This window comes from Devosia sp. T2-14 (assembly GCF_055397495.1).
The window spans coordinates 2,104,352-2,130,031 of the sequence record NZ_AP027921.1 but is presented as its reverse complement, the minus strand read 5'-3'; the positions used below and the strand labels follow the sequence as shown (position 1 = coordinate 2,130,031).

General features: G+C 63.2%; 25 protein-coding genes and 1 pseudogene. 9 read left to right on the top strand and 17 right to left on the bottom strand.

The window, feature by feature from the left end; genetic code table 11:
• Positions 1–35: 35 nt before the first annotated feature.
• Positions 36–1,379 (top strand): aminomethyl-transferring glycine dehydrogenase subunit GcvPA, encoded by a 1,344-nt coding sequence (gcvPA, locus tag ACZ5WT_RS10460; protein ID WP_464283732.1) that lies wholly within the window; start codon positions 36–38, stop codon positions 1,377–1,379.
• Entirely contained in the window at positions 1,376–2,920 is a 1,545-nt protein-coding gene (gene gcvPB / locus ACZ5WT_RS10455) for an aminomethyl-transferring glycine dehydrogenase subunit GcvPB (protein ID WP_464283731.1), read from the top strand. Before gcvPA ends, gcvPB begins: the two co-directional genes overlap by 4 nt.
• Before the next feature lie 152 nt (positions 2,921–3,072).
• On the opposite strand, the gene ACZ5WT_RS10450 is transcribed toward gcvPB, so the two are convergent.
• From ACZ5WT_RS10450 to ACZ5WT_RS10440, 3 genes are all read right to left on the bottom strand, one after another.
• Positions 3,073–3,660, bottom strand: coding sequence for a hypothetical protein (locus ACZ5WT_RS10450; protein ID WP_464283730.1), 588 nt, complete (start codon positions 3,658–3,660; stop codon positions 3,073–3,075).
• Between the two features lie 22 nt (positions 3,661–3,682).
• Positions 3,683–4,177 (bottom strand): redoxin family protein, encoded by a 495-nt coding sequence (locus tag ACZ5WT_RS10445; protein WP_464283729.1) that lies wholly within the window; start codon positions 4,175–4,177, stop codon positions 3,683–3,685.
• Between the two features lie 121 nt (positions 4,178–4,298).
• Entirely contained in the window at positions 4,299–5,120 is an 822-nt protein-coding gene (locus tag ACZ5WT_RS10440; RefSeq protein ID WP_464283728.1) for a protein-disulfide reductase DsbD domain-containing protein, read from the bottom strand.
• 110 nt (positions 5,121–5,230) lie between these two features.
• Here ACZ5WT_RS10440 and ACZ5WT_RS10435 point away from each other — a divergent pair, with 110 nt between their 5' ends.
• Positions 5,231–5,806 (top strand): YqgE/AlgH family protein, encoded by a 576-nt coding sequence (locus ACZ5WT_RS10435; RefSeq protein WP_464283727.1) that lies wholly within the window; start codon positions 5,231–5,233, stop codon positions 5,804–5,806.
• Between the two features lie 38 nt (positions 5,807–5,844).
• On the opposite strand, the gene ACZ5WT_RS10430 is transcribed toward ACZ5WT_RS10435, so the two are convergent.
• From ACZ5WT_RS10430 to coxB, 12 genes are all read right to left on the bottom strand, one after another.
• Positions 5,845–8,724 carry an EAL domain-containing protein gene (locus ACZ5WT_RS10430; protein WP_464283726.1) on the bottom strand — a complete coding sequence of 960 codons (2,880 nt, stop codon included), beginning with the start codon at positions 8,722–8,724 and terminating at the stop codon, positions 5,845–5,847.
• Between the two features lie 181 nt (positions 8,725–8,905).
• Positions 8,906–9,490, bottom strand: a complete 585-nt coding sequence (locus tag ACZ5WT_RS10425) for a GNAT family N-acetyltransferase (RefSeq protein WP_464283725.1) — start codon at positions 9,488–9,490, stop codon at positions 8,906–8,908.
• Positions 9,491–9,529: 39 nt separating this feature from the next.
• Positions 9,530–10,831, bottom strand: a complete 1,302-nt coding sequence (locus ACZ5WT_RS10420) for a M16 family metallopeptidase (protein ID WP_464283724.1) — start codon at positions 10,829–10,831, stop codon at positions 9,530–9,532.
• A 13-nt stretch (positions 10,832–10,844) separates the two neighbouring features.
• The gene (thrC, locus tag ACZ5WT_RS10415; RefSeq protein ID WP_464283723.1) at positions 10,845–12,236 is read right to left on the bottom strand and encodes a threonine synthase; all 1,392 of its coding nucleotides are present in this window, start codon (positions 12,234–12,236) and stop codon (positions 10,845–10,847) included.
• A gap of 69 nt (positions 12,237–12,305) precedes the next feature.
• Positions 12,306–13,064: an SURF1 family protein gene (locus ACZ5WT_RS10410; protein ID WP_464283722.1), complete on the bottom strand. Its 759-nt coding sequence runs from the start codon at positions 13,062–13,064 to the stop codon at positions 12,306–12,308.
• Positions 13,061–13,414, bottom strand: a complete 354-nt coding sequence (locus ACZ5WT_RS10405) for a DUF983 domain-containing protein (protein ID WP_464283721.1) — start codon at positions 13,412–13,414, stop codon at positions 13,061–13,063. Before ACZ5WT_RS10405 ends, ACZ5WT_RS10410 begins: the two co-directional genes overlap by 4 nt.
• 66 nt (positions 13,415–13,480) lie before the next feature.
• Complete coding sequence (locus tag ACZ5WT_RS10400; protein WP_464283720.1) at positions 13,481–14,317, bottom strand: cytochrome c oxidase subunit 3; 837 nt, start codon at positions 14,315–14,317, stop codon at positions 13,481–13,483.
• 2 nt (positions 14,318–14,319) lie between these two features.
• A complete protein-coding gene (locus ACZ5WT_RS10395) occupies positions 14,320–14,886 on the bottom strand; it encodes a cytochrome c oxidase assembly protein (protein WP_464283719.1) in 567 nt (188 codons plus the stop codon).
• Complete coding sequence (locus ACZ5WT_RS10390; protein WP_464283718.1) at positions 14,886–15,068, bottom strand: hypothetical protein; 183 nt, start codon at positions 15,066–15,068, stop codon at positions 14,886–14,888. The genes ACZ5WT_RS10395 and ACZ5WT_RS10390 overlap by 1 nt, the downstream gene beginning before the upstream one ends.
• A complete protein-coding gene (locus ACZ5WT_RS10385) occupies positions 15,068–16,000 on the bottom strand; it encodes a heme o synthase (protein WP_464283717.1) in 933 nt (310 codons plus the stop codon). The genes ACZ5WT_RS10390 and ACZ5WT_RS10385 overlap by 1 nt, the downstream gene beginning before the upstream one ends.
• Before the next feature lie 58 nt (positions 16,001–16,058).
• Positions 16,059–17,762: a cytochrome c oxidase subunit I gene (gene ctaD, locus ACZ5WT_RS10380; protein WP_464283716.1), complete on the bottom strand. Its 1,704-nt coding sequence runs from the start codon at positions 17,760–17,762 to the stop codon at positions 16,059–16,061.
• A gap of 21 nt (positions 17,763–17,783) precedes the next feature.
• Positions 17,784–18,701: a cytochrome c oxidase subunit II gene (gene coxB / locus ACZ5WT_RS10375; protein ID WP_464283715.1), complete on the bottom strand. Its 918-nt coding sequence runs from the start codon at positions 18,699–18,701 to the stop codon at positions 17,784–17,786.
• Positions 18,702–19,028: 327 nt separating this feature from the next.
• Between coxB and ACZ5WT_RS10370 the strand changes: the two genes are divergently transcribed.
• Positions 19,029–19,538, top strand: a complete 510-nt coding sequence (locus ACZ5WT_RS10370) for an invasion associated locus B family protein (RefSeq protein ID WP_464287189.1) — start codon at positions 19,029–19,031, stop codon at positions 19,536–19,538.
• A gap of 18 nt (positions 19,539–19,556) precedes the next feature.
• Entirely contained in the window at positions 19,557–19,802 is a 246-nt protein-coding gene (locus tag ACZ5WT_RS10365) for a PilZ domain-containing protein (protein ID WP_464283714.1), read from the top strand.
• A gap of 167 nt (positions 19,803–19,969) precedes the next feature.
• Here the strand turns inward: ACZ5WT_RS10365 and ACZ5WT_RS10360 are convergent, their stop codons facing one another.
• The gene (locus ACZ5WT_RS10360; protein ID WP_464283713.1) at positions 19,970–20,233 is read right to left on the bottom strand and encodes a YjiS-like domain-containing protein; all 264 of its coding nucleotides are present in this window, start codon (positions 20,231–20,233) and stop codon (positions 19,970–19,972) included.
• 153 nt (positions 20,234–20,386) lie between these two features.
• Between ACZ5WT_RS10360 and ACZ5WT_RS10355 the strand changes: the two genes are divergently transcribed.
• The 4 genes and pseudogenes from ACZ5WT_RS10355 (at position 20,387) to ACZ5WT_RS10340 (ending at position 24,389) form a co-directional block, all read left to right on the top strand.
• On the top strand, positions 20,387–21,274 hold the full coding sequence (locus ACZ5WT_RS10355; RefSeq protein WP_464283712.1) for a LysR family transcriptional regulator: 888 nt from the start codon (positions 20,387–20,389) through the stop codon (positions 21,272–21,274).
• Between the two features lie 77 nt (positions 21,275–21,351).
• Positions 21,352–22,964: pseudogene (xseA, locus tag ACZ5WT_RS10350) on the top strand (exodeoxyribonuclease VII large subunit).
• Positions 22,965–23,013: 49 nt separating this feature from the next.
• Positions 23,014–23,235 (top strand): DUF2093 domain-containing protein, encoded by a 222-nt coding sequence (locus ACZ5WT_RS10345; protein ID WP_464283711.1) that lies wholly within the window; start codon positions 23,014–23,016, stop codon positions 23,233–23,235.
• The gene (locus tag ACZ5WT_RS10340; RefSeq protein WP_464283710.1) at positions 23,235–24,389 is read left to right on the top strand and encodes a hypothetical protein; all 1,155 of its coding nucleotides are present in this window, start codon (positions 23,235–23,237) and stop codon (positions 24,387–24,389) included. The genes ACZ5WT_RS10345 and ACZ5WT_RS10340 overlap by 1 nt, the downstream gene beginning before the upstream one ends.
• On the opposite strand, the gene ACZ5WT_RS10335 is transcribed toward ACZ5WT_RS10340, so the two are convergent.
• Positions 24,386–25,639: an O-antigen ligase family protein gene (locus tag ACZ5WT_RS10335; RefSeq protein WP_464283709.1), complete on the bottom strand. Its 1,254-nt coding sequence runs from the start codon at positions 25,637–25,639 to the stop codon at positions 24,386–24,388. The two genes, ACZ5WT_RS10340 and ACZ5WT_RS10335, sit on opposite strands and share 4 nt — an antisense overlap.
• Positions 25,640–25,680 lie beyond the last annotated feature (41 nt).

The following is a 25,680-nucleotide window of genomic DNA, read 5'->3' as shown; positions in this document are numbered from 1 at the left end:
GGGGGCACGCACACACTGGAAGCCTGAGAAACCCCATGCGCTACCTTCCACATTCCGAAGCCGAACGCGCCGAAATGCTCGGCGTCATCGGTGCGGCCTCCGTCGATGATCTGTTCAGCGCCGTTCCGGCGCGGGCCCTCAAGACCTTCGACCTCGGTCTGCCCGCCCATAGTCCCGAATTTCTCGTCGAGGCCCATATGCGGGCCCTCGCCGGAAAGAACCAGGCCGGTGCCGATGGCCCGTTCTTCGTTGGCGCGGGCGCCTATCGCCATCACGTCCCGGCGACGGTTGATCACCTGATCCAGCGTTCGGAATGGCTCACCGCCTACACGCCCTACCAGCCCGAAATCTCGCAGGGCACCCTGCAGATGCTGTTCGAATTCCAGACCCAGGTGGCCAAGCTCACCGGCATGGATGTGGCCAATGCCTCGCTCTATGACGGCTCGACCGGCACCGCCGAGGCCGTACTGATGGCGCGCCGCCTCACCCGCCGCACCAAGATCGTGCTGTCGGGCGGCCTCCACCCGCACTACCGCGATGTGGTGAAGGCCTATCTCAAGGACGACAGCGATCTCGAATGCCTCTCGGCTTCTCCTGAAGGCCAGGGCGACATTCTCGATCATATCGACGAGCAGACGGCTGCCATCGTGGTGCAGACGCCTGATTTCTACGGCCACCTGCGCAACATCAAGACCGCCGCCGACGCCGCACACGCCAAGGGTGCGCTGCTGATCGTGGTGATCACCGAGGTCGTTTCGCTCGGCCTGCTCGAGGCCCCCGGTGCGCTGGGCGCCGATATCGTCGTGGCCGAAGGCCAGTCGATCGGCAATGCGCTCAATTTCGGCGGCCCTTATTTGGGTCTGTTGGCCACGCGCAAGGAATTCATCCGCCAGATGCCCGGCCGCATCTGCGGTGAAACCGTCGACGCGGAAGGCCAGCGCGGCTTCGTGCTGACCCTTTCCACCCGCGAGCAGCACATCCGCCGCGAGAAGGCGACCAGCAACATCTGCACCAATTCAGGTCTGTGCGCACTGGCCTTCTCGATCCACATGGCGCTGCTGGGAGAAGCCGGGTTTACCCGCCTTGCCCGCCTCAACCACGCCAATGCCGGGAAGCTGGCCGATGCGCTTGAAGCCGTGCCGGGCGTCGAGGTTCTCAACAAGACCTTCTTCAACGAAATGACCATCCGCACCAACCAGCCCGCAGCCGGGCTGATCGAGCGGCTGGCTGCACGCGGCATTCTGGGCGGGGTGCCGGTCAGCCGGCTCGAACCCACCAATCCCGCGGTTGAAAACCTCATCGTGCTGGCAGCAACCGAACTCACCACGGATGCCGATATCGCCGCACTGTGTGCCGCCCTTGCGGAGGAACTGGCATGAGCATGAACAATCAAGGTCGCCCCACCGGCACCGGCACCTCGGGCTATGCCTCCACCTCCGGCTCGGCGCTTCTCCCCAACGAACCCTTGCTGTTCGAGATCGGCGACACCGAGCATTCCGGCGTCGACCTGCCTGAGGTCACCATCTCCACCGACCGCCTCGGCGGTTTCGAACGCAAGATGCCGCTTGATCTGGCAGGCCTGACCGAGCCCGAGGCCATGCGCCACTATGTGCGCCTCAGCCGCCTCAACCACTCGATCGACAGCGGCATGTATCCGCTGGGGTCGTGCACGATGAAGCACAATCCGCGCCTCAACGAGAAGATGGCGCGCCTGCCCGGCTTCTCGGACATTCACCCCCTGCAGCCGGTTTCCACCGTGCAGGGCGCACTTGAGCTGATGAACCAGCTCAGCCACTGGCTGATGACCCTCACCAACACCGCGGCCGTGGCGCTGACGCCCAAGGCCGGCGCGCATGGTGAACTGCTTGGCATGATGGCCATCAAGGCCGCGCAGGACGCCGCCGGCCAGAGCCACCGCACCATCGTTCTGGTGCCCGAAAGCGCCCACGGCACCAATCCGGCGACTGCCGCCTTCCTTGGCTACACCGTCAAGCCGATCCCGGCGCGCGACGATGGCACAGTCGACGTTCAGGCGGTCAAGGATGCGCTGTCGCCCGAGGTGGCCGCGATCATGCTGACCAATCCCAATACCTGCGGCCTGTTCGAACCCCAGGTGATCGAGATCGCGGAGGCCGTCCATGCGGCCGGGGCGTTCTTCTACTGCGATGGCGCCAATTTCAACGCCATCATGGGTGTGGTCCGCCCGGGCGACCTCGGCATCGACGCCATGCATATCAACCTGCACAAGACCTTCTCGACGCCCCATGGCGGCGGCGGTCCCGGTGCCGGTCCGGTCGTGCTCTCGGCCGCGCTGGCGCCGTTTGCGCCGGTGCCGTTCGTTCGCAAGGCCGGAGAAGGTTTGGAGCTCGTCGAACACGCCGAAGGCGACGCCCTGGGGCGCATCACCGCCTTCCAGGGCCAGATGGGCATGTACGTCCGCGCGCTGACCTACATGCTCAGCCATGGCGGCGACGGACTGGCACAGGCCGCGCAGGATGCGGTGCTCAACGCCAACTACATCAAGGCGCGCCTGCAGCATGCCTTCTCGGTGCCGTTCGGCGACTATCCGACCATGCACGAAGCGCTGTTCGACGACAGCTTCCTGGCGGGCACCGGGGTAACCACGCTGGACTTCGCCAAGGCGCTGATCGACGAGGGCTTCCACCCGATGACCATGTACTTCCCGCTGGTGGTGCATGGCGCAATGCTGATCGAGCCGACCGAAAGCGAAAGCAAGCAGACGCTCGACCAGTTCTGCGCAGTGATGGAAGAGCTCGCTGCCGACGCCAAGGCTGGCAATACCGAGCGCTTCACCGCTGCGCCGCTCAAGGCGCCGCGCCGTCGCCTGGACGAAACCCGCGCCGCGCGCTCGCCGATCCTCAAGTGGGAACGGACAGAACTGCCGAAGGCTGCCGAGTAAGAGCACCCCCCACCTAACCTCCCCCTGAAGGGAGGGGGAGGATAGGCGGGGGTAACTGGCCCAGTGCGGGTCCGAATGCTGCCCTTATCGCCAAAAAAAGAACCCCGCGGACTGATCCACGGGGCTCCCAAACTCAATAGTCTCAGCTGATTTCAGCCTCTGGTGTCGAAGCCGACCCAGATGGTGATGTCCTCGCCGCCCAGATAGGGGATGGCGACATTTTCCAGCACCTTGACGAATTCTGCGGAGCGTTCGGTCGGCGAAACGGCGACGGGCAGCGTGTACTTTTCCGAGAACACGGCCTGGCCATCACGCTCCACGGCAAAGCGGATCGGGGCGTTGACCGAAGTCTGCTTGCCAGCGGGGCCGAGCAGCACGCGGCCGACCACACCCATATTGACGGTGATCAGGCCGTTGGACACCACGCAGTTGCGCGAGCTTTCGTCGATCACGCCCTGATACTGCAGCGCCTTGGGGTCGCCGGTGCGGCCATTGCCGTAATAGAACATCGCTTCGCCACCGGGCCGCACGCGGATCTGCGGGCATTCGGTTGCGATGGCGGGCAGCGCATTGGTCTGCGCCTGCGCAACGGCCGCCGGCGTCGGCGTAGCGTTCTGAAGCTGCTGGTTTTGCGCGCTGTTGCCGCCGCCAAACATGCTGCCCATCGAGCAGGCAGCAAGCAGGGTGGCCGTGGCGCAGGCAGCGGTCAGGCGCAGCAAAGTGGAAATAGGCTTGGTCATAGGCTGTCTCCTGACGGGAACACTAGCTTCTGGCAGCTTCGAGCGCCATCAGAATGGCAGGGGCGCCGCTTGCCGTCACGCCGGGAGCGTCTTCGACAAACACGGCATCGACCACGCCATCGCGGATCAGCATGGCCGAGCGCGCAAAACGCTTGCCCATGCCTGCTGCGGAAAAATCCTTGTCCATCCCAAGGGCCTCGGCCAGCTCGGCATTGCCGTCGGCGATGAACTCAACCTTGTCGAGCGCACCGGACGCTTCAGCCCAGGCCTTCATGACGTGGTGGTCGTTGACAGAGGCACAGACGATGCGATCGACGCCCGCGGCCTTCAGCTTCGGCTCATTGGCCACAAAGCCGGGAAGATGGTTGACGTGGCAGGTGGGCGTGAAGGCGCCGGGCACTGCGAAAAACACCACCAGGCCACTGCCGAGAACGGCGTCGCTGGTCGTATCCGTCGGGCCATCGCTACCCACAAGCTTCACCCGCACGGACGGAACCGGACTGCCGCGATCGATCATGTGTGGATATGTCCTATGCCTCAGGCCACCGGGCGGTGGCGTTTCCCTCGTCAAGTGCTTTTGGGATAAGCGGCTTTAGCATCGCCGACAAGGGGCTAATACCCCGTTACCCCCGCACCGTTCATTCCGGAGACGCCGCCGAAACGGCGCGCGTGACCTCGAAAGCCCCCTCGCCGGTGAGGAAAGTGAGCTCGATATCCTGGCTGTCGAGACTTGCAGCGCCCCCTCGATCCAGGATGGGGATGAGCACTAGGTTTGGTTCCGGGCTTTTTTGCGGCGTACCGAACAGGGGCAGGCCGCTGGCCGTTGCGGCAATCAGCGAGGCCGGATCAAGATCAGGGTCGCTCACCTCGACCGCCAGCATGCTGGGGTCAGACGACAGCGCCACGGCGCCGATCGGCTGGGGATCGCTCCCCCATTCCATCGGGGTCATGGCAACCGCCTGGCGCAGCCGCAGCCCGTTGGCGCGGTCAGGAGCGCTGTCATCGAGGGGCAGCGAGAAATGCGCCTGTGCGGGGACGCAGATATCCGAACAGATGCCCAAGACGGCGCTCAACTCCAGCTTGGTCGTGCCGGGCTCAAGGCTCAGCTCAACCGGCAGCACGGTCGGGCCGAAATAGGCGTAGTCGAGGTAGTTTTCCGTCTCGTGCCGGGTCGGATAGGGCCAGAGAATTTCGTGGTCGCGCACGCCACCAGCTGCGAAAGTCAATTCGGTCGGCAGGCCGGTATCACCCGGTACGCGCCAATAGGTCTTGTTGGTTTCGGGCATGTCGATTTCGAGCCCGACCAGCGTCGAGCCGTCGGGCTTGATCTGCCCGGTGCTGATCAAGCGCAGCTTCACGCCCGGGGCAACATCCTGCCAGGGCGTCTCCCCGGCAACCACGGGGACGGTCAGCAATGCGAGGGCTAATACGGTCGAGGCTGGATACATGGCAAAAGGCATTAGCCCATGATCGGGTTTAGAAAAAGCTCACGAGGCATCATGCCTTCGTGAACTTGCTGTTGTCGTCATCGTAACTTGGCTTTGGCGGCCCAGGTGCCTACAATTAGCCCATGAAATCGCTCGAAGGACAATTCCTCGTGGCCATGCCCGACATGGCAGACGAACGCTTCGCGGAGAGCGTCATCCTGCTGGTGCATCATGGCAGCGAAGGCGCAATGGGACTTGTGGTCAATCACGAGCTCGCCAACCTGCACTTTGCCGACATTCTCGATGAACTCGACCTGGGTGACCCCGACGCGGTAATCCGCCTGCCCGCCTCGATCCGCCAGCGCGCCGTGATGCGCGGCGGCCCTGTCGAAAAGGGGCGTGGCTTCGTTCTCCACTCCTCCGACTACAAGAGCGGCAACACCTATCAGGTGGCCGAAGGCGTATCGTTGACGGGCACGCTCGACATTCTCAAGGCGATGGCCTTTGGCCCCGCGCCGCAGTCGGCGCTGCTGGCCCTGGGCTGTTGCGGCTGGGATGCCGGCCAGCTCGAAGATGAAATCGCCGATAATGGTTGGCTCCACGTGCCGGCGAGCCGGGAGCTGATCTTCGACACGCCCATTGCCGACCGCTACAAGGCCGCCCTGGCGAGCCTCAACATCACGATGGCCTCGCTTAGCCCCGACGCCGGGCACGCATAGTTGCGCCCCTCGGGCCACGCCCGAGGGCTGTGGCGGCGTTACCGCCCCATCTGCGCGGCGATCTTCTTGCCCAGTTCAGCGCCGGTCATCGCAGCACCGAAGGCAAAGCCCTGCGCATAGCGGCAGTTGAGCTGGCGCAGGCGCTCGATCTCGTCGACCGACTCGACGCCCTCGGCAATCACCATCAGGTCGAGGTCCGACGCCAGATTGACGACGGCGCGAATGATCGGGCCCTGCGTATGCGCGATGCCGTTGACGTCGCTCATCTTCACGAAGGGCGCGGCAATCTTGATCGTGTCGAACGGGAAGCGATGCAGGTAGCTCAGTGACGAGTGACCGGTGCCGAAATCGTCAAGCGCCAGCCCAAGGCCGAGATTGCGCAGCGCCTGCAGCATGTAAGCGGAGTGCTCGGGATTGGTCATCACCTGGCTCTCGGTAATCTCGAGCTTGAGGTGACGCGCCAGTTCCTTATCCTGGCTCACAAGGAGACGCATGTCGTTGAGCAAGGTCTCGGTTGCCAGCTGGGTCGGCGAGAGATTGACCGAGATGAAAAAGTCCTCGGGCAGGCCCATCGTGGTCATCCAGTCCTTGGCCTGAGCCGCAGCCTGTTCGAAGGCCAGCCGCCCGAGCTTTTCGATCTGGCCCGACCGTTCGGCCAGCGGCACGAACTCATCGGGGGTCACGGCGCCGCGCGTGGGGTGCATCCAGCGCATCAGAGCTTCGGCGCCGACCATCTGGCCGGTCTGGATGTCCATCACCGGCTGGAACTGCACATGCAGCTCGCCCTGCTTCATGCCGCGCTCAAGGTCTTCCTCGCTGGCCCGGTTATAGGCGGCGATGGAGCGGGCCGAGGCGCGATAGGCTTCGATCCGGTCACCGCCAAGGCGCTTGGCGTAATACATGGCCAGTTCGGCATCGCGCAGCACATCGGTGGCCGAGGCCGGATTGCTGTCATAGATCGTCACGCCGATCGAAGCGGTCAGCGTCAGGTCCCGGTCGCCAAAGTTGAACGGGGCCTTGAGCGCCTTGCGGATCTGCTCGGCCGTTTCGGCAATCTTGCCGGCGGCCTGCTCGGAGGCGAGAATTACCGCGAACTGATCGCCCGTCACCCGCGCCACCGTATCGAGCGGACGCATTATGCGCGAAATGCGGCGGGAGATGGCGAGCAGCACCGAATCGGCGGCGGAATGGCCGATGCGCTCTTCGAGCTCCATGAAACGGTCGATATCGATAAGGAACACCGCCGGCTTGGTGCCGCCGGGCGTGCGGGCCCGAACCAGGGCACGCTCCAACCGATCAAGGAACAGCTGGCGGTTGGGCAGTCCGGTGAGGCTATCGTGTACAGCGTCGTGCAGCAGGCGTTCGCGAGCGGCCCGGTCTTCGGTCACGTCCTGCAGGGTGCCGACGATGCGGTTCACCTGCCCGTCGCCCCCCAGCACCGGCTTCACGCGCATGCGGAAGGTGCGATAACTGCCGTCATGTCCGGCAACACGCATATCGGCCGATACCTTGCCGCGCCGCAGTTCAACCAGCGTATCGAAGGCCGTGCGGAAGCGGTCGCGGTCGTCGGGATGCACCCGGTCGAGCCAGCGCTTGATGGCACCGCGCAATGCGCCGCGCTTTTCGCCCAGACGCGTAGCCAGTTCGTCGCTCACCGCCACGCGGTCGCGCTCGATGTTCCAGTCGAAGACGAAGTCACCCGAACCGGTCAGTGCCAGTGCACGGCGCTCGACTTCGGACAGCGTGCCGATCGACACCTGCCCCTCGGAAAAGGCGTGCTGCACCGCGGTGAAGCCCAGCAGCATGACGATGAGCACCAGGCCGCCGCCAACGGCCGGTTGCGCCACGTCGTTGGACACCTGCCCGGTCACCACCAGCCAGGAATAGAACAGCCAGGCGATCAGGATGATCCAGGTCGGCACCAGCAGCACGGCGCGGTCGTAGCCGCGCAGGGCCAGCAGCAGTATCAGGAAGAAGCCAGAGATACCCAGCAGGGCGAGCACCAGCCGGGCGATGGTCGCGGCAATGGCGGGCTGCAGGAAGGCGAAGCCGAACAGCGCCAGGAACAGCGCAGCCAGACCGAGCGCCAAATGGATGAAGCGCAGGTGCCATCGATGCAGGTTGAGATAGATGAACAGGAACCCGGCCAGCGTGGTGGCTATGCCAGCCTCGGCCGCGGCGCGCAGTGGTTGTACGCCACCGGCCGGCAGGCCAAGCAAGCGACCCAGCACGCCAAAATCAATCAGCAGGTAGATCAATACCGCCCAGGCAAAGGCTGCCGTCGCGGGGAATACGCCACGCCCCTTCACCACGAACATGATGGTGAGGAACACGGCCGCCAGCGAGGCAACGCCCAGCACCACGCCGCGGAACAGGGTGAAGGAGTTCACATAGTCGCGGTAGGCGTTGGGCTGCCACAGGTAGAGCTCTGGCAGTTCGTCGCTGATCAGCTCGGCCACGAAGGTCACGGTCGCACCCGGATCGAGCGTCACCTCGAACACGTCGGCTTCGCTGTCCGTCAGGCGGACCGGACGGATACCGGCGCTTGGTGTCAGCGCCTTGATGCGGTCATTGCCCAGATCGGGCTGGAAAATACCGGAGCCCGGCAGGCGGAAAAACGGCGCCACGAGCAGGCGTTCGATCTGCTGGTCGCTCTCGTTGCGCAGCGCAAACAGCGCAAAATTGGGATTGGTCCCCTGCTCGGTCGCCCGCACTTCGATACGCCGGATGATGCCATCTTCACCGGGCGCAGTGGACAGTTGCACGCGCCCCTCAGTGCCAGGCAGGATTTCGACAACGTCCGACAGATTGAGGGCGTTGACGTCTTCGGGGACCGAAATGACTTCGAAAGCTGCGGCTGGCGCAAGAGCGGCCAGCGCGAGCACAAGACACATCGCGAGTGCAATAAGGTGACGCATCAAAGGCGAGTATATCCTGCGGTAGGCTTCAATGTGGCAGCGTCTCACGCAGTTTGCACGCGCAAACTCGCGTTGAAACGGCATCCTCTTGGCGGGAGCGCCCCTTTGGTAGCGGGGATTGCTCCCCCCGACAAGGTTACCGAACTGTTGCCAAATCGCAACAAGGTTGAGGTACTACCGCTTAGCGATGGTGCCCAAACCGCCGCATTTCGTAGCGTTCCTTGTGCAATCCGAACAGAACATGGTCTTCCCAGCGTCCGTTGATCTGCAGGTAATTCTGGGCAAAACCCTCTTCGACGAAGCCGTTCTTTTCCAGCACGCGGCGCGAGGCCATGTTGCCGGGCAGGAATGCCGCGTGGATGCGGTGCAGCTCCAGAGTGTCGAAAACGAACGGCAGACTGACCGACACGGCCTCGCTCATCAGACCGCGACCGGCATAGGCCTGCCCCATCCAGTAGCCCAGCGTCACGAACTGGGCCGCACGCCGCCGGATGTTGGACAGGGTAATGCCCCCAACCAGGGTTTCCTGCCGTCCATTGGTCTGGAAGATGAAGAACGAATAGTCGGTTCCCTCCTCCGCCTCTTCGCGCGCCCGCTTCACGCGAGTCGCAAAGATGCGGCGGCCGAGATCGGCCTCCGTCCAGCGGGGTTCAAACGGCCGGAGGAAATCGCGGCTGGACCGGCGCAGCGCATACCAGGCCTGATAGTCGCCCATCTGCGGCAGGCGCAGCAGAACATGCGGCCCGCGCAGGGTGATCAGGGGCATGGGCGACGACCAGGGCCACTGCATGGCGGTGCCCGTGGCCTAGCGCTTCAGATGTTCGCCGATGGCGCCGACATCGGCGAGATTGCCGATGGGGCCAATGCCGGCCAGGGTGGGCATGCCCTGCGTGAAGATCTGCTCGGCCACATCCTGCACGCGCTTGGCGGTGATGGCGCTGATCCGATCCACCGTTTCCTGCATCGGAATCGGGCGGCCCCACAAAATCTGCTGACGCGCCAACTGCCCGGCGCGGGCCGATGGGCTTTCCAGCGACATCAGCAGGCCGGCGCGAATCTGGTTGCGGACGCGCGTCACTTCCTCGTCCGTGATGCTCTCGGTGGCGCGCTTGAGTTCGTCGAGCACGACCGGCACCAGATCGGCGACTTCGTTCTCGCCCGTCGCCGCGGCAACACCGAACACGCCGCTATCGGCAAAGGCCCAGTGAAACGAGTAGACCGAGTAGCAAAGGCCACGCTTTTCGCGCACTTCCTGGAACAGGCGCGAGCTCATGCCGCCGCCCAGGATCGATGCCAGCACCTGCGCCGCATAAAACCCATCGGCATTATAGGCCCGGCCCTCGAAGCCGATGACGATATGGGCCTGCTCATGGTCCGATAGCAGCCGTTCCTGGCCGCCCTGATACTCGGCGCGCTGCGGCGCCGGCGCGCCATTTGGCTTGAGATCGGCAAAGCGCTCGCGCGCCACCTGCACCAGCCCGTCGTGATCGACATTGCCGGCGGCGGCCATCACCATGTGGTCGCCCACATAGTTCCGGTTCATGTATTTGCGGATCATGTCCGGATTGAATTCACGGACGGAATCGACGGTGCCGAGAATCGTGCGGCCGATCGGTTGGGAGGGAAATGCCGCATCCTGGAACAGGTCGAACACGTGATCGTCGGGATTATCGCGGGCCGCGCCGATTTCCTGGACGATCACCTGCTTTTCGCGGCTCAGCTCGTCATCCTCGAACTTGGAGTTCTGCAGGATGTCGCTCAGGATATCAGCGGCCAGAACCACGTCTTCCTTGAGCACGCGCGCGAAATAGCCGGTATGCTCGATCGAGGTCGCGGCATTGAGGTCACCGCCGACATTCTCGATGGCCTCGGCAATCTCCAGCGCATTGCGCGAGGTTGTGCCCTTGAACGCCATGTGCTCGAGCAGATGGGAGATGCCGTGCTCTGCCTTGCGCTCGCTGCGCGCCCCGGCCTTGACCCAGACACCGAGGGACGCGCTTTCGAGGTGTGGCATGTCGTCGGTGAGGACCACCATGCCATTATCCAGAGTTGTTGATCGTAGGCTCACGCGAGGCTCCTCCACGAGGCCAGGCGGTAGAGACCGCATGGCCTCCGATCCGTCAGGCAGCGCGCGTACGCGCTGAAATGAAGTCTTCGACCGCCATAGGGTCGTTGGCAAGGACACTGACGCGCTCCTCGCGCGAGTGCAGGTCCGCCAGCCATGCTGGCAGCGGCGCCTCGACGCCCGAGGCCTCCAACACGGCGGCCGGGAACTTGGCCGGATGCGCCGTGCCCAGGGTAATCATCGGGGTCGCGCCGAGATGGGACCGGGCGACATGCGCGCCGACCGCCGTATGCGGATCGAGCAGGTAGCCCGACTCGCGCAGCGTGGTCGCGATGGTTGCCCGCGTTTCGTCTTCGCCGGTGGTGCCGGCGGCAAAGCTCTTCCGAATCACGGCCAGCGCATTCTCCGGCAGCGAGAAGCCGCCCGACTGCTTGAGGCCATCCATCATACGCAGCACGGCGCTCGCGTCACGATCCACGCCCTCGAACAGCAGACGCTCGAAGTTGGACGAGATCTGGATATCCATGGACGGGCTGATGGTGGGCGCCACCCCATCCATCTCGTAACGGCCGGTGTCGATGGTCCGGCGCAGGATGTCGTTGGCGTTGGTGGCGATGATCAGCTTGTCGATCGGCAGGCCCATGGCCTTGGCGCAGTAGCCGGCGAAGATATCACCGAAATTGCCGGTCGGCACGGTAAAGCTCACCTTGCGGTGGGGGCTACCGAGCGAAACCGCGGACGTGAAATAATAGACGATCTGCGCGACGATGCGGCCCCAGTTGATCGAATTGACGCCGCTGAGGCGCACCCGGTCACGGAAGCTGTGATGGTTGAACATCGCCTTGACGATGTCCTGGCAGTCATCGAACGTGCCTTCAATCGCGATGTTGTGGACGTTGGCGTCCAGCACCGTGGTCATCTGCAGGCGCTGCACGGCAGAAGTGCGGCCAAGCGGATGCATGATGAAGATGTCGGTGGTGTCACGGCCGCGGAAGGCCTCAATGGCCGCCGAACCGGTGTCGCCCGAGGTCGCGCCGACGATCGTCGCCTTGAGGCCGCGCTCGGCCAGGATGTGATCCATCACGCGGCTCAGGAACTGCATGGCGACGTCCTTGAACGCCAGCGTCGGGCCATGGAACAGCTCGAGCACAAAATGGTTGGGTTCGATTTCGACCAGCGGCGTCACCGAGGGATGCCGGAACACGGCATAGGCGTCGTCGATGATGGCCTTCAGTTTGGCCGGAGCAATCTCGTCGCCTGTGAAGCGGCTGATGATGTCGAAGGCGACATCGGCGTAGCGCTTGCCTGCAAAGGAGGCGATTTCGGAGGGGCTGATCTGGGGCCAGCTCTGGGGAACGTAGAGGCCACCATCGGAAGCCAGGCCCGCAAGTACCGCGTCAGAAAAGCCGAGCACGGGAGCCTGTCCGCGCGTTGAAACAAACTGCATTCGGGGAAAGAGCCCTTTTAGAATTGCTGCAACCTATTCAAACCGCGCCGCGTCCGCAAGTTTGCCGGTTCACGCTTTGTTAGCGGCGCGCTGACGCCAGAGCCAGAACCCCAGCATGACGACTGCCACGATAGCAAAGCCGAACCAGGTATAGGCATAGCCCAGATGGTTGTTCGGGAATTCAATCACCGTCTCGCCGCCCTGTGGCAATTCTCCCGCCGGTCCGGCTGGCATATCGACATAGAAGGGCGCGATCGGTGCCAGGGCTGGGTCGACCATGGCCGCGAGTCGGGCGGGGTCTCGCACCCATTCGATGCGGTCGGACGTATTGGCGGCTGGAGTCATGAAACCGGCAGGCTCACCGGGCCGCAGCAGGCCAGTGATGGTCACCTGACCGCCATCGCCCTCGGCATCGGTCACCGCGGCTTCCTGGAAGCTCTGCGGAATGAAGCCGCGATTGATGAAGACCGTGCCCCCATCAGCGAGCACGAAGGGCGTCATCACCCAATAGCCTGGCCCCTGCGCCTGACCGCGCGGGTTGACGAGGCTGGTGAAGACCGTAACGGTCTGGTTGTAGCGGAAAGACCCAGTGAGCGTGACCGGCTGGAAGATCAGTTGGTCAACATCAAGGCCTGCCCAGCTCGTTGCCGGGGGCACCGGGATGGGGTCAGCGCCCAGCCGCGCGTCGACGGCCGCGATCAGGGCTTCCTTTTCGGACAGCCGATCGAGCTGCCAGGTACCTAGCCAGGCGCAAGTAACAGCCAAAGCCAGCATCAGGACCACGAAGGTCCAGGTCATTGCACGACCAAGCGCGCGGTTCTCGGTCATTGGTGCCCCTCATGAGCGTCGTGACGGTATTGCTGCGCCACCAGCACGCCCTTGAAGGGCGGCAGCAAGGCCAGCGACAGGATGATCGTGGTGGGGATCCACAGGATCAGGTGCATGTAGGGCGGCGGGTTGAACAGCGCGCCCACAATGAGGGCCAGCAGGATCACCACCGGAGCCACCAGGAAGATCACGAAGATCGCCGGGCCATCGCCGCTATCGGCAAATTTCAGGTCGAGGCCGCACACGGCGCAGCTGGGCGCGACCTTGAGGTAACCGCGAAAGAGCTTTCCTTCACCGCAGCGCGGGCAGCGACACAATAGACCGGTGACGATTGGCGAAGGATTGGACAAGGCAGCTCCAAAGAGATCGGGGCGCAGCTTGCAAGCTGCGCCCCGTCGTAATTGCTTAGTAGCGCACTAGTGGTTCAGGGCGACGCCCCAGCTGCCCCAGACGTAAATCGAGGCGAACAGGAACAGCCAGACCACGTCCACGAAGTGCCAGTACCAGGCGGCGAATTCGAAGCCCAGGTGACGCTCGGGGGTGAAATCACCACGCTGCGCGCGATAGAGGCAAACGGCCAGGAAGATGGTGCCGATGATCACGTGGAAGCCGTGGAAACCGGTCGCCATGAAGAAGCTGGCGCCATAGAAATTGCCCGAGAACGAGAAGCCGGCCTGGGTGTATTCGATGAACTGAACAACCGAGAACAGCATGCCGAGCGCGATGGTCAGGGCCAGGCCCCACTTCAGGCCCTTGCGGTCGTTGTTCAGGAGTGCGTGGTGCGCCCAGGTCACGGTGGTGCCCGAGGTCAGCAGGATCAGCGTGTTGAACAGCGGCAGGTGGAACGGGTCGAACAGTTCGATGCCCGTTGCCGGCCAGGTGCCGCCGGTTGCTTCGACGCGGGCATACTGCTCGATGTCGTCGTTGCGGAAGAAGCCGTCGAAATAGGCCCAGAACCAGGCCACGAAGAAGAAGATTTCGGACGTGATGAACAGCAGCATGCCGTAACGGTGGTGCATCTGCACCACTGGCGTATGGTCGACGCCGTTATTGGCTTCTTTGATCACGTCGCTGAACCACGCGTAGAACGCGTAGATCACGCCGGCCAGGCCGACGAAGAAGATCCATGGCGTCCAGTGATGCATCCAGCTGACCGCGCCGATCATCATCACGAACACCGCGACCGACATAACAATCGGCCACGGGCTGGGTTCGACCATGTGGTAGTCGTGGTTCTTGGCTATTGCCGACATGGTCAGCTTCCCCCGTTTTCTGCAGCGTAGAAGGTATAAGAGAGTGTGATCTCTTTGATGGTATCGAGCTCACGGTTATCCGCGAGATCGGGATCGATGAAGAACACGATGGGCATTTCCACAGTTTCACCGGGCTGCAAAGTCTGCTCGGTGAAGCAGAAACACTCCATCTTGTTAAAATACACGCCCGCCCGTTCCGGCGAAACGTTAAACGTTGCCATGCCCGTTACCGGTTTGTCGGACAGATTGGTAGCCACGTAATTGACGGTATCCACCGTGCCGATCTTGTCGGTGACGATGGCGGCCGGCTTGACCACCCACGGAAGATGGTGGTCGACATTGCTGTCGAAGCGCACGGCCATCTCGCGATTGATCACGCCCTTGGGGTTACCGTCGGATTTGCTGGGTGTACCACCAAAGCCGGTGACCTGGCAGAACAGCTGGTAGAGCGGCACGGAGGCATAGGCCAGGCCGACCATGCTAGCGACGATCACCAGGCCAAATACGGCAGTGCGCTTGTTGCGCTGGGCCGTAGTGGCGGCGGACGGCATCTGAGTCACATCGGCCATTACAGTGCCCGATCGAAGAGCGCCGGCCCCATCTTGACGATGGTCAGCATGTAGAAAGTCACGGCGAACAGCAGAAGCGCCACACCGAGGGCAATCGAACGGCGGCGGCGAATCTTCGCGCGCGCAGCAGCAGCCTCGGGGCTTTCGGGCACAACAGCCCGTAGATCGTCAGGGGCACTCATCAGAAACCACTCCAAAAGCGCAGCATCAGGTTATCCGCCAGGTAGGCGAGAAACACGACGAACAGATAGCTGAGGGAATAGGTAAAGAGCGAGCGGGCGCTTCGACGCATGGCGACACTTTCGTCGGTGCGCAGGAGCTTCCAGGCGTAGTAGACGAAGGTCAGGCCGGTCGCGGCAGCAACCACGGTATAGACCCAGCCCGAATAGCCCAGCACCGACGGCAGCATGGCAGCGATTGCCAGCAGGACCGTGTAGGCAAAGATCTGGCGGCGGGTGGAGAGTTCACCGGCAACATTGGGCATCATCGGCACGCCGGCGGCGCCATAGTCGCCCTGCTTGTAAAGTGCGAGCGCCCAGAAATGCGGCGGCGTCCAGAGGAAGATGATGAGGAAGAGAATCACGCTCTCGATCGAGACCGTTCCGGTGACCGCAGCCCAGCCAACCATGGGCGGGAAGGAACCGGCCGCGCCACCGATGACGATGTTCTGCGGCGTCGAGCGCTTGAGCCACATCGTATAGATGACAGCATAGAAGAAGATGGTGAAGGCCAGCAGGCCAGCGGCAACCCAGTTGGTCGCGAGGCCGAGCAACAGCACCGAGAATACGGAGAGCACGACACCGAACACCAGCGCTTCGCCGGCTGTAACCCGGCCTGCCGGGATCGGGCGATTGATGGTGCGGCTCATGATGGCGTCGATATCGGCATCGTACCACATGTTGAGCGCACCCGAGGCCCCTGCCCCGATGGCGATACACACGATGGCGATGAAGCCGATGATCGGATTGATCCCGCCAGGCGCGACCAGCAGCCCGACAATGGCTGTGAACACAACCAGTTGCATGACGTTCGGCTTCAGCAGAGCGAGGTAATCCCCCACCCGTGCCTCGCCGGCCATGCCGGTTACATTCCTGCTGTCGTCGATAAGAGCCACTGACCTTGCCTTCTTGGAGTTGTTCGGGCCGCGAGATGACGCGGCCCGGTTTGATTGCTTAGTGCGCGTTGGTCGAGTCGATGCGCGGCAGCGTGGTGAACTGGTGGAACGGCGGTGGGCTGGACAGGGTCCATTCCAGGGTCGTTGCACCGACACCCCAAGGGTTGTCGCCTGCAGGACGCTTCTTACGGCTAGCTTCCCACATCGCGTAGAAGAACACGAGCATTGCGGCGAAGGTGATGTAGTAGCCGATCGAAGACACGCGGTTCCACATGCTGAAGGCATCCGGATAGTCGATGTAACGACGCGGCATGCCAGCCAGGCCAAGGAAGTGCTGCGGGAAGAAGATCAGGTTCACGCCGACGAACATGGTCCAGAAGTGCAGCTTGCCCAGGAACTCGGAGTACATGTAGCCGAACATCTTGGGGTACCAGTAGTACCAGCCAGCGAAGATCGAGAACACGGCACCGAGCGACAGCACGTAGTGGAAGTGAGCAACCACATAGTAGGTGTCGTGCAGGGCACGGTCAGCACCGGCGTTGGCGAGCACCACACCCGTCACACCACCAACGGTGAACAGGAAGATGAAACCGATAGCCCAGAGCATTGGCGTACGGAAGGTGATCGAGCCGCCCCACATGGTGGCGATCCAGCTGAAGATCTTCACGCCGGTCGGCACCGCGATGACCATGGTGGCCGCAACGAAGTAGCGCTGCACGTCGAGGCTGAGGCCGGTGGTGTACATGTGGTGAGCCCACACGACGAAGCCAACGAAGCCGATGGCGACCATGGCGTAAGCCATTGCCATGTAGCCGAAGATGGGCTTGCGCGAGAAGGTCGACACGATGTGGCTGATGATGCCGAAGCCCGGCAGGATCATGATGTACACTTCGGGGTGACCGAAGAACCAGAACAGGTGCTGGTACAGGACCGGGTCGCCGCCACCCGAAGGAGCGAAGAACGCGGTACCGAAGTTACGATCGGTCAGCAGCATGGTGATCGCACCGGCAAACACCGGCAGGGCCAGCAGCAGCAGGAACGCAGTCACGAGGACGGACCAGGCAAACAGCGGCATCTTGTGCAGCGTCATGCCAGGAGCACGCATGTTGAAGATCGTGGTGATCAGGTTGATCGCGCCAAGGATCGAGCTCACGCCAGCGATGTGGAGCGAGAAGATCGCGAAGTCGAGTGCCGGGCCAGGATGGCCAGCGGTCGACAGCGGCGGGTAAACGGTCCAGCCGCCACCAAAGCCAAGCATGCCAGGACCCGCGCCTTCAAAGAAGAGCGAGATCATCAGCAGCAGGAAGGCGAAGGGCAGGAGCCAGAACGCGATGTTGTTGATGCGCGGGAACGCCGTATCAGGCGCACCGACCATCAGCGGAGCGAAGTAGTTGGCAAAGCCACCCATGGTGGCCGGCATGACCACGAAGAACACCATGATCAGCGCGTGCGCAGTGGTGAACACGTTGTACATGTGCTTGCCGGCGTCGAGAGCGGCGCCGCCAGCAGGATCCATGCCGTATGCCATGGCTGCGAGGCCATGGAAGATCTGAATGCCGGGCTCCTGCAGCTCCAGGCGCATGACGCCGGAAAGCAGGCCACCGATGATCCCCGTCACAATGGCGAAGATCAAATACATCACACCGATGTCTTTGTGGTTGGTCGAGTAGACCCAACGACGCCAGCCGGTAGGCGTATGCGCGTCATGCTCGCTGTGAGCATGCCCTGTAGCGTGGGCTTCGAGGTTAGCTGTATCGGCCATAGATTGTCCCCTGACCCCTAATTATTGTACTGCAGCCAGCGTCGAGTTGGCGGTTTCGTAATCGCCATCTTCCTCGAACGCCTTCATGAACACTGCAAACTCATCCTTGGTGACGACGCGCACGGCGATCGGCATGAAAGCATGATCCTTGCCGCACAGCTCCGAGCACTGGCCGTAATAGATGCCGGTCTCGCGAGCGTTGAACCAGGTCTCATTGAGACGACCAGGAACCGCGTCGATCTTGATGCCAAACGAAGGCACGGCGAAAGCGTGGATCACGCCCGTGGGGTCTGCAGTGATCTGCATACGCACGGTGGTGTCGACCGGAACAACCAGCTCATTGTCAACAGCGAGCAGGCGCGGCTGATTTGGCTTGAGCGAGGTGCGGTCTTCTTCATTGAGCATGATCTGCGACAGATCCACGCCCTGATCGACATATTCATAGTCCCAGTACCACTGCTGGCCGATGGCCTTGATGGTCAGCTCGGGAGCAGGAACCTCGACTTCGCCGAACGAGAAGATGTTCGAACCGAGATACTTGCGCTCGCCGTCTGGCGTCGTGAGCTGGTCGCTCAGCACGCCGAACGAGGGAATTGCAATGATGATCAGCGCAACGATCGGCAACACGGTCCAGATGATTTCGACCATCGTGTTGTGCGTGAACGCTGCCGGAACCGGGTTCCGCTTGGCGTTGTAGCGGACCATGATCCACACCAGCAGACCCAGAACGAGGATAACGATAAACGAAATCGACCACATCAGGACGCCGTCGTGGAAGGCCACGATCGAGTCCATGATTGGCGTCACTGACGGCTGCAAATGGTACTGACCTGGAACCGGATGGCCAGCGGCACCCTCCTGCGCCGTGGCCAGAGCAGGGGCCAGCGCCATTGCGGCTGCCGAAACTGCCCCCATCTTTCTCAAGAATTGCCCGGTCACTCAAACCCCCTATCGGCTTCAATTGGTGTATCACACCCAGATTGAGAGACGAAAAAGCGGCATAGCAAACGCCGCCCCGACTCAACCTCGGAGCGAAAAACTCGTCAGTGACCTAAATCACATCGGATTGAACGAGTCCATTGTGGCGAAGGGGGGAGGCAGTGCGTCATAATGTGCCCAACCAGACTCTACACCGCCTCACCGTCGCCGCAGTTTGGCCGCCATATCCCAGCGATTCCGGGCTTTGGTTGACTTGATTGGCCGGCTGTCGGAAACAGGAAAACCCGCGTGCCCGCGCGCGATTCGTTCAGGAGAAGTGATAGAGTGATGCGGATTGTGAAGCGTAGTCTCGCCGGTCTGGGCCTTGCCGTGCTGGTCGCGGCGACAGCAACAGGCACCAGCTTTGGTCAGGGCGTGGTTCGCGCCCAGTATGGCGACTGGCAGATGAGCTGCGACACTCCGCCCGGCGCGAGCAGCGAGCAATGCGCCATTATCCAGAACGTGATGGCCGAAGATCAGCCCAATGTGGGCCTCTCTGTCATTGTGCTGCGCACCGCCGATCGCGAAGCGCGCCTGCTGCGCGTGCTGGCTCCGCTCGGCGTGCTGCTCCCCAACGGGCTTGGCCTCAATGTCGATGGCCAGGATATGGGCCGCGTCGCCTTCGTGCGCTGCCTGCCCAATGGCTGCGTGGCCGAAGTCGTGCTGGATGACAGCCTGATCGAGACCCTGTCGAACGGCAAGGACGCCATCTTCGTGGTCTTCAAGACACCGGAAGAAGGCATCGGCATTCCGGTGTCGCTCAATGGCTTCAAGGACGGGTTCGCCCAGCTCCCGTGATCGCGTCTGAGAGTATATATGACTGAAGAAAGACGCGCCGCCCCGCGTCAGCGCACGCTGAAGGGCGGCCGGATCGTCATCAACAATGGCTCGTCGACCTTCGACTGCACCATTCGCAACCTGTCCGAGATCGGTGCGCGCCTGAGGGTCACCAGCATCATCGGGATTCCCGATGCGTTTCACCTGGCGATGGATGACGGCCGCAAGTTCGACTGCGCGGTAGCCTGGCGCACTGAAACGGAACTGGGCGTCAAGTTTATCTGAGCCCCCCCAGACAAAAAAGCCGGACAAGCGCCACGGCGCCAGTCCGGCAAGTCGTCAGGAAACGGGACCAGAGGCAAACCTGGCCCGGGAATTGGCGGAGGGACCGAAACGGACCCTACGCCAGGCAAGAGCGCCGGCTGGAGGTTGGCCAGCGCAATCTCGATGAATCAGACACCGCGCCAGGAGCTGCGGGCCCGCGCGGCAGTCAGCGTCTGGCCGGCCCGGGCGGGCTCTGCCAGGGCCACAGCCACGTCTTCGCGCGAAATCCCCATATCGCTGAGCTGAGCATGATCGAGCTCAAGCAGGGCCGACAGCGCCACACGCCGGGTGCGTGCCACTTGTGCCTTGGCGATCCAGCGCGCGAACGCGACAAACGGATTGGCAGGCGTGGCGGCCGCAATTGACCGCTCGCCCGAAAGCGAGTGAGCCATAATAGTCTCCAGACATGTGGTTTTGCCGAAGGGAACGGCGGGGCCGGCGCAAAGCTCTACTGCGCCGATAGTGTTAAATTAGCCCGCTAGACTTCCATTCGTCTAACAAATAGATTTCATCCGCTCTATCAATTCGCGTGATGGGAATTGCAGATGACGGCCCCTCTCGACCTCGACCAGCTCCAGAGTTTTTGCGCGATCGCCGATTGCGGCAGCTTCACCGAGGCGGCCCGGCGCGTGAACAAGACCCAGTCCGCCGTTTCCATGCAGATCAAGCGCCTCGAGGAACGGCTAGGGCAGACCCTGCTCACCCGCGACGGGCGCAGCGTGACGCTGACCCTGCATGGCGAAGCGCTCTATGCGCGGGCCCGCAAGATGCTGCGCACCAATGCCGAAATACTTGATCACTTCTCCGATGGCGACCTGGCCGGCTCGATCCGCTTCGGCGTGCCCGACGACTATGCCGTGCGCCTGCTGCCGGTGATCCTGTCGAGCTTCCAGCGCACTCATCCCAAGATCGCCGTGGACGTTGCCTGCATGGCCTCCGAACACCTGCTCGAAGGCATGCGGTCGGGGCGTTACGATCTCATCGTCTTCACCCAGGGCACCGAGCAGAATTACGGCGAGCTGTTCCGGACCGAAAAGATGTTTTGGGTGGCCAGCCATGGCGGCCGCGCCCTGGCCAGCGAACCGCTCGCGCTCGCCTGCGGTCCGCAATACTGCATCTGGCGCAAGGACGCGATGGAAGCGCTCGACCGCAAGGGCAAGGATTTCCGCGTCGCCTACACGTCGTCCAACGCCACGGCCATTTCCAGCGCCGTGCTGTCAGACCTCGCCGTCGGCTTCCTGCCGGAGAGTGCCCTGCAGCCGGGCATGCGGGTGGTCAATGACGAAGTCGGCCTGCCCCGCCTCGCCGATGCGCAGATCGCCCTCAAGCGTGCCAGCCACGCCTATGGCGGCATTTATGACGCGCTGGCCAACCACATCGTGCAATCGATGGGCAACCTCGACACGCCCCGCGCGGCGGAAGCGGCCGAGTGATCGCTTTCGCGGGGATGACTCCGGCGACCGCCACGCCCGGCCCTTGACCTCCATCGGCCGATGTCGCACCAGAGGTTATGGCCGAAGCCCTGACCAATGCCGCCGAATTTACCGTTAGTGAGATCGCCCAGGCGGTCAAACGCACCGTCGAGGACGAGTTCGGTCACGTCCGCGTTCGCGGTGAGATTTCCGGCTATCGCGGCCAGCATTCCTCCGGCCACGCCTATTTCACCCTCAAGGACGAAAACGCCTCCATCGACGCCGTCGTGTGGAAAGGCAATTTCGCCCGGCTGACTTTCAAGCCCGAAGAGGGCCTGGAAGTGATCGCCACCGGTCGGCTGACGACATTCCCGCGTTCGTCCAAATACCAGATCGTCATCGACAATATCGAACCGGCCGGTGCCGGCGCGCTGATGGCGCTGCTCGAGGAGCGCCGCAAGAAGCTCTTGGCCGAAGGCCTGTTCGCGCGCGAACGCAAACGCGCCCTGCCCTACCTGCCCCGCGTCATCGGCGTCATCACCTCGCCCACAGGCGCGGTGATCCGCGATATCCTGCATCGCCTCAACGACCGCTTCCCCAGCCACGTCCTGGTCTGGCCGGTGCGTGTGCAGGGCGACACCTGCGCCCCCGAAGTGGTCAACGCCATCGAGGGCTTCAACGCCCTCCTGCCCGATGGCCCCATACCGCGCCCCGATCTGCTGATCGTTGCCCGCGGCGGCGGCTCGATTGAGGACCTCTGGGGCTTCAACGAAGAGGCCGTGGTGCGCGCCGTCGCCAATAGCGGCATCCCGGTCATTTCGGCTGTCGGCCACGAAACCGATACGACCCTGATCGACTACGCCTCCGACATGCGCGCGCCGACCCCGACTGCGGCGGCCGAAGCTGCTGTGCCGGTGCGCGCCGAATTGATCGGCTATGTGGATGATCTCGGCGGGCGGCAACGCCAGGCGGCCCGCCGGCTCGCCAGCACTGCTCGGATCGCCTGCGCGCAGCCAGCGCCGGGCTGCCACGCCCCGCCGATCTCGTCGCCACGCAGCGCCAGCGGCTCGACCATGCCGCCAGCAACCTGTTCACCGGCCTGCGCCATTCCGTGCAGGACCACCGCGTCCGCTTTTCGCGCGTCGAGCCCAAGCTCAGCCCGCGCGTGCTGCAGGCCCAGCGCCAGGAAGCCGGCGAGCGCCTCCGCAACCTGAGCCTGCGCGCCGAAGCAGGCCTGCGCAAAGTGGTGGACCGGGCCCGCCTCACCCATGATCCGCGCGCCGAGCGACTGGGCTCTGCTGCCGAACGACTGGTTGAGCGCAAACGCGCCCAGTTCGATGCGATTGCGCCCAAGCTCTCGCCCAATGCCCTGCGCGCCGAGATGCGCCATGCCCAGGGTCAGTTGGCGCCGCTCACCGCCCGGCTCATGGCCAGCATTACCCAGAGCCTCGGCGACCGCCGCACTGCCCTTTCGCAGTCGGGCAAACTCTTGGTGTCGCTGAGCTATCGAAGTGTTCTGGCGCGCGGTTATGCCGTGATCAAGGATGGCGACGGCAATCTGATCCACCAGCGCGCCAATCTGGCGCCGGGCGACGCCGTGGCAATTGAGTTTGCCGATGGCGCCGTTGGGGCTACCATCGTCGGCAACCCGGTCATCAAAAAGAAACCGCGCCCCCAATCAGACGGTGGTGGCCAGGAAAGCCTCTTTTGAACGCCCGTATTGCTCGCTATATCGGGGCGAGGGTTGAAGGAAGGTCCGCATGAACATCTTCGACAAGGGCTTCGCGCCTACCGAAGCCGTGATCCGCTATGAGGATGGTGACTACACCGTGCTCAAGCCCGGCAGCTTTGTCCGCTGCGCCATTACGGGCAAACCCATCCCGCTCGATGAGCTCTTCTATTGGAGCGTCGATCGCCAGGAACCCTACGCGGATGCGACGGTAGCCCACACCGCATTCGAGCGTTTCGGCCGCGGAGCCTGATGGTGGAGGCCGAAGCGTCGGGCCACCGCCGATATCTGGTCGTTTCCAACGGTCATGGCGAAGACGCCATCGCCGCGGCGGTTGTTGCCCGTCTGCCCAAAAATATCGCCGTTGAAGCCTATCCCATGATCGGCTCGGGCAATGCCTACGCCGGCGTCTGCCCGGTCGTGGGGCCCCGCGCAACTCTCGCCTCCGAAGGCTGGCGCAATGTCAAAGGCTCTCTGCGGCGCGATATAGCGACCGGCGGCCTGGGTACGGTGCCACCTGCTCTTTCCTTCCTGCGCAAGGTCGTGGGCAAATATGATCGCGTGGTCGTGGTCGGCGACATGGTTGGCGTCATCGCCGGTTTCCTCACCGGCCATCGCGGTTTCTATTATCTCGACGTCTACAAGACCGGCTCTGCCCGCCTCTATTCCGGGCCTGAGCGCTGGGTCATCAAGCAGGCCTGCAAGACCGTGTTCTGCCGTGCGGACAATCTGGCCAACTCGCTTGGCGAAATGGGCGTCGATGCCCGCTCTGCCGGCAATGTGATGATGGACGCCATTCCCTATGGCGACTACGACGCCAAGTCCCGCCGTTCGCGGCCGCTTGCCGTCACCCTGTTGCCGGGCAGCCGCGCCCTCACCGCCGAGAGCTTTGCGCTGCAGGTCAACGCCTTGCGCGCCCTGCCTGCCGAACTGCGCCCTGACATGTTCCTGGCGGTCGCCGGCAGCATCAATGTCGATGACATGGCCAAGAAAGCCGGGCTCAAGCGCACGTCCATCCTCAGCACCGAGCCGTCCGATCTCGGCGAATTGTCCGATGGCGAGCTGACCATTCACATGGCGCGGGGCGGCGCCATGGGCAATCTGCTAACCGAATCCGATCTGGTGCTGTCGCAGGCCGGCACGGCCACGGTCCAGGCGCTGGGACTGGGCAAGCCCGTCATCACCTTCATCAATCCGCGCGATCGGCGCTCGCGTTTCACTGATGAGCAGGCACTGTTCGGTGAGGCGCGCACCGTCGTCGACGCTGAAACGCCTGCCATCACGGCAGCCCTGCGACGCCTTTTGTCCGACGATGAGGAGCGGCGGCGCCTCGCCAATATCGGCCGCCAGCGCATCGGCGGCCCCGGCGCCATGGCCGCCATCATAGACGCGCTGACCGAAGCCTAATCGGCGGTCAGCGCCCGCCGATAGGCCACCAGATAGCCCAGCCACAAGGCAAACAGCACGGTCTGCGGCAGCAGGCCGAACATGGCATTGGTCGTTCCGAGCACACCGTACCCCACAACCAGCATCACCGAACCCAGCACGAGGGGCCGGCTATCGGCGCCCTTCACGCCCCACAGCAAGGCCAGGGGCGACAGGACGATCAGCGCGTAAGCGAGAAGTCCCAGAAGCCCCGACATGGCAGCGAAGTTGCCGATATCGCTGTGGAGGTTCTCCAGCGTATGCAGTTCGACGGCATCCGGGTTCAGTTCGCGGAACAGTGGCATGATCTGCCCATACCCAATCCCGACGATGGGCGACGACTTGAACGCCTCCCACGCTGTCTGCAGCAACGCCACACGGGCGCTATCCTGCTGTTGAAGAGCCTGCAGGACGGGAGCTTCTGCAACGAGTTCAGTCGGTGCGCCTTCCGCGGATGGCACCACCGGGTCAATCGGAGCCGTTGAGCTGAGCGTAGCCGACGTCGCCGCACCCAGAAGTGTCACCGCTCGGTTCTGGGGAGAGAGGGCCACGACTGAGATCGCCGCAACAACCGCCAGAGCCAGCGCGACCAGCATCAGTCGGTCCCGCCGATGCCACCAAGCAATAAAGGGAAGCACGATCGCACCAAGGGCGACCCAAGCCAGCAGCGGGCCGCGCGAACCCGAGAGCAGCACCGCAATCAGCGCGGCCACCGGCCCAAGCAGGAAAATCAGCCGGAGCGGCGAGCGGTCGGCGACCACGCCAATCAGCGCACCAAATCCCAGCATGGTGGCAATGCCGCCATAGTGGATGGGGTTGTTTCCGGCCCCGGCGCGCGCGCCTTCCACAGCTGCGAATTCGGCGAGACCCACAAGGCAGGCCGCGATGGCCCCGACCAGGCAAGCCATGGCAAACGTTTTGGCCGAAAGCCATTCGGCGTTGCGTGCGAGGATCGCCGCGATACCGGGCGCCAACAGCAGCGGGGAGAATGCGGCCAGCGGCAACATATCCGCTTCGCCGCGATAGACGAAGGGAACGGTTACCCCCACCAGCACCAGCGCAAGCAGGATCATCCGGATCGGCCAAGTCTTGAAAACGGCGTCGCGCGTGACGAGCGCCAGCAAAAGGCCAACCAGTCCCACGACCAGCACAATATAATCAGCCACGAATGGAGCGGTGCCCATGAAAACGAGCCCCGACACCATCATGATGCTGGAAAGGGAATTCAGCACGCCGCCATCCTCATTCGTCTAAAGCGCAGGAAGATCTGGTG

Coding starts and splice junctions, on each gene's coding strand:
- gcvPA (WP_464283732.1), top strand. CDS start 36: ATGCGCTACCTTCCACATTCCGAAGCCGAACGCGCCGAAATGCTCGGC.
- gcvPB (WP_464283731.1), top strand. CDS start 1,376: ATGAGCATGAACAATCAAGGTCGCCCCACCGGCACCGGCACCTCGGGC.
- ACZ5WT_RS10450 (WP_464283730.1), bottom strand. CDS start 3,660: ATGACCAAGCCTATTTCCACTTTGCTGCGCCTGACCGCTGCCTGCGCC.
- ACZ5WT_RS10445 (WP_464283729.1), bottom strand. CDS start 4,177: ATGATCGATCGCGGCAGTCCGGTTCCGTCCGTGCGGGTGAAGCTTGTG.
- ACZ5WT_RS10440 (WP_464283728.1), bottom strand. CDS start 5,120: ATGCCTTTTGCCATGTATCCAGCCTCGACCGTATTAGCCCTCGCATTG.
- ACZ5WT_RS10435 (WP_464283727.1), top strand. CDS start 5,231: ATGAAATCGCTCGAAGGACAATTCCTCGTGGCCATGCCCGACATGGCA.
- ACZ5WT_RS10430 (WP_464283726.1), bottom strand. CDS start 8,724: ATGCGTCACCTTATTGCACTCGCGATGTGTCTTGTGCTCGCGCTGGCC.
- ACZ5WT_RS10425 (WP_464283725.1), bottom strand. CDS start 9,490: ATGCCCCTGATCACCCTGCGCGGGCCGCATGTTCTGCTGCGCCTGCCG.
- ACZ5WT_RS10420 (WP_464283724.1), bottom strand. CDS start 10,831: ATGCGGTCTCTACCGCCTGGCCTCGTGGAGGAGCCTCGCGTGAGCCTA.
- thrC (WP_464283723.1), bottom strand. CDS start 12,236: ATGCAGTTTGTTTCAACGCGCGGACAGGCTCCCGTGCTCGGCTTTTCT.
- ACZ5WT_RS10410 (WP_464283722.1), bottom strand. CDS start 13,064: ATGACCGAGAACCGCGCGCTTGGTCGTGCAATGACCTGGACCTTCGTG.
- ACZ5WT_RS10400 (WP_464283720.1), bottom strand. CDS start 14,317: ATGTCGGCAATAGCCAAGAACCACGACTACCACATGGTCGAACCCAGC.
- ACZ5WT_RS10395 (WP_464283719.1), bottom strand. CDS start 14,886: ATGGCCGATGTGACTCAGATGCCGTCCGCCGCCACTACGGCCCAGCGC.
- ACZ5WT_RS10390 (WP_464283718.1), bottom strand. CDS start 15,068: ATGAGTGCCCCTGACGATCTACGGGCTGTTGTGCCCGAAAGCCCCGAG.
- ctaD (WP_464283716.1), bottom strand. CDS start 17,762: ATGGCCGATACAGCTAACCTCGAAGCCCACGCTACAGGGCATGCTCAC.
- ACZ5WT_RS10370 (WP_464287189.1), top strand. CDS start 19,029: ATGCGGATTGTGAAGCGTAGTCTCGCCGGTCTGGGCCTTGCCGTGCTG.
- ACZ5WT_RS10365 (WP_464283714.1), top strand. CDS start 19,557: ATGACTGAAGAAAGACGCGCCGCCCCGCGTCAGCGCACGCTGAAGGGC.
- ACZ5WT_RS10360 (WP_464283713.1), bottom strand. CDS start 20,233: ATGGCTCACTCGCTTTCGGGCGAGCGGTCAATTGCGGCCGCCACGCCT.
- ACZ5WT_RS10355 (WP_464283712.1), top strand. CDS start 20,387: ATGACGGCCCCTCTCGACCTCGACCAGCTCCAGAGTTTTTGCGCGATC.
- ACZ5WT_RS10345 (WP_464283711.1), top strand. CDS start 23,014: ATGAACATCTTCGACAAGGGCTTCGCGCCTACCGAAGCCGTGATCCGC.
- ACZ5WT_RS10340 (WP_464283710.1), top strand. CDS start 23,235: ATGGTGGAGGCCGAAGCGTCGGGCCACCGCCGATATCTGGTCGTTTCC.